This is a genomic window from Stenotrophobium rhamnosiphilum (assembly GCF_003052265.1).
In the GTDB taxonomy this organism is placed as follows: Bacteria; Pseudomonadota; Gammaproteobacteria; order Nevskiales; family Nevskiaceae; genus Stenotrophobium; species Stenotrophobium rhamnosiphilum.
The window spans coordinates 1-2589 of record NZ_QANS01000017.1; the positions used below are offsets into that span (position 1 = coordinate 1).

Sequence of the window (2589 nt, forward strand, 5' to 3'; positions counted from 1 at the left end):
ACCGGTATCGTTGACGAAAATAATAGTCTCTACGCAACGATCAGTTATGACGCGCAAGGCCGCGCGTATCAGAGTGGTTTTGCAGGCAATGTTCTGAAGTCGACGATTGACTACACTGATCCTGCAAATCCTCTTGTCACAGATGCTTTGGGCGTGCAGAGGACTTATCACTTCACGACGATCAATGGCCGTCAGAAGATCAGTTCAATTACAGGTGCCGCATGTTTTGATTGTGGTGTCGCAGCGGCAACAACCTATGACACTGCTGGCTATCCTGCTTCTGAGACGGACTACAACGGCAACGTCACCACCTACAGCTATGATGCTGCACGCGGGTTAGAACTGAGTCGCACGGAAGCTTCTGGCACTGCACAAGCGCGCACGATCACAACGACGTGGCATAGCACGTATCGATTGCCAGTTGAAATTAATGAACCGGGCCGCAAGACCACATTCAGTTACGACAGTTTTGGCAATTCGCTCACACGCACCGTTAAAGACACGGCAACGAATTCTTCGCGCACGTGGACTTCCACATACGACAGCTTCGGTCGTGTGCTGACAGTGAATGGGCCGCGCACTGACGTCAACGACATCACAACCTACGCCTACAACAACTGCGCCACAGGTGCGGGTTGTGGACAGTTGAGCTCAATTAAAAATGCGTTAAACCATTTGACCACGATCGACAGTCATGACGGCAGTGGCCGTCCACTGACGTTGACAGATCCAAATGGTCTGAACATCACGCTGACCTACAACACGCGTGGTTGGTTGACCGATAAGCTGGTTGGAACTGAACTGACGCACTACACCTATGACAACGTTGGTCAGTTGACTCAGGTGGCGTTGCCCAATGGCGCTTCCCTCAGTTACAGCTACGATGCCGCACATCGCCTGACGCAGATTCAGGATCAGACGGGCAGCAAGATTGTCTACACGCTCGATGCAATGAGCAATCGAACATCTGAGAAGGTCTACAACGCTGCTGGAACACAGGTACAAATCCGCACCCGTGTTTTCAACAATCTAAATCAGTTGTGGAAAGATATTGGTGCGCTCAACCAAACCACAGTCTACAGCTATGACAACAATGGCAACCTCACTGGCATCAATGATCCGCTGAACCACAGCACGATCAATAGTTACGATGCATTGAATCGACTCACACAAGTGACCGATCCAGCGAATGGTGTTTCTCAATACGGCTACGACGCCTTGGATCAACTCACTAACGTCACCGATCCACTGAGTCTTAGCACTAGCTACATCACGGACGCTTTCGGAAATGTCAGCGAAGTAATCAGCCCGGACACTGGTGCAACCAACTACACCTACGATGCTGCAGGCAACGTTAAGACGCAGCAAGATGCGAAAGAGCAAGTCACGCAGTATCAGTACGACGCGCTGAATCGACTTTTATTGGTTACTCGTGCGGATAGCAGCACTGTCGCCTATACCTATGACAGCGGCACCAACGGCGTTGGACATTTGGCTAGCATCACTGACGCTTCTGGTACCACTGCATGGAGTTACGACATCCATGGACGTGTCACGCAAAAAGCGCAGACGGTGAGCGGCAACACGCTCACTACGCAGTACGGTTATGACAGTGTTGGGCGGCTCATTAGCGAGACTACGCCCTCTGGAAAAGTGATCGGCTACAGCTGGACCAATGGACAAGTCAGTGCGCTGACACTTAACGGCAATCCGCTAGTCTCCAGCATCGTGTATGCACCTTTTGGTGGGCCACAGAGCTGGATCTATGCCAACGGTCAAACCGTTACACGCAGCTACGATCAGGATGGTCGCGTCAGCACCACGCCTGTTAGCACGCTGAGCTATGACAACGCTTCTCGCATTACCGGCATTACGCTTAGCGGTCTGAGCACACTCAGTGGGAGCAAGACATACGGCTACGATGCTCTTGATCGTCTCGCCAGCTTCAGCGATAGCGTTTCGACGATAGGCTATAGCTACGATGCCAATGGCAATCGCAGCACACAGGTCAACGGTGGCGGCGCGGCTGTTGGGGGCACACCTCCTCCTAACGACCCCATCGCGCCCATCAATGTATTTACATACGACGTAGAAGGACGCTTGAGTGTCGGCAATGGCGCTACTTATCTCTACAACGGCTTGGGTCAGCGCGTCAGCAAGAATGCAGGAGCAACAACGCTCTTCAACTACGACGAAGCTGGGCAGATCAGTGGTGAGTACGATGGCAGTGGCGATCTGATCGAAGAGACGATTCGCATCGGCAACATGCCGGTGGCGATTCTGAAAGCAGACGGCACGTACTACGTCCATGCTGATCATCTGAATACGCCGCGTCAGATCGATAACAGCGCGGGTCAAGCGGTGTGGGCTTGGGATACGTTTACCTTCGGAGGAACGCTGCCGGATCAAGACCCAAGAAGCACCGGCACCAGTTTCACTTACAACCTACGGCATCCAGGTCAGTATTTTGATAGCGAGACGGGACTCTTCCAGAACGGCTTCCGTGATTACAGTCCGTTTATCGGACGCTATGTAGAATCAGATCCGATCGGGCTGAATGGAGGAAGCTGGTCTACCTATGGGTATGTA

1 protein-coding gene is annotated in these 2589 nt (G+C 52.5%); it reads left to right on the top strand.

Translation table 11 applies throughout. From position 1 onward, the window contains the following. Nucleotides 1-2589 (top strand): RHS repeat-associated core domain-containing protein (locus CJD38_RS18290; protein WP_146166026.1); only part of this gene is annotated, 2589 nt, incomplete at both ends.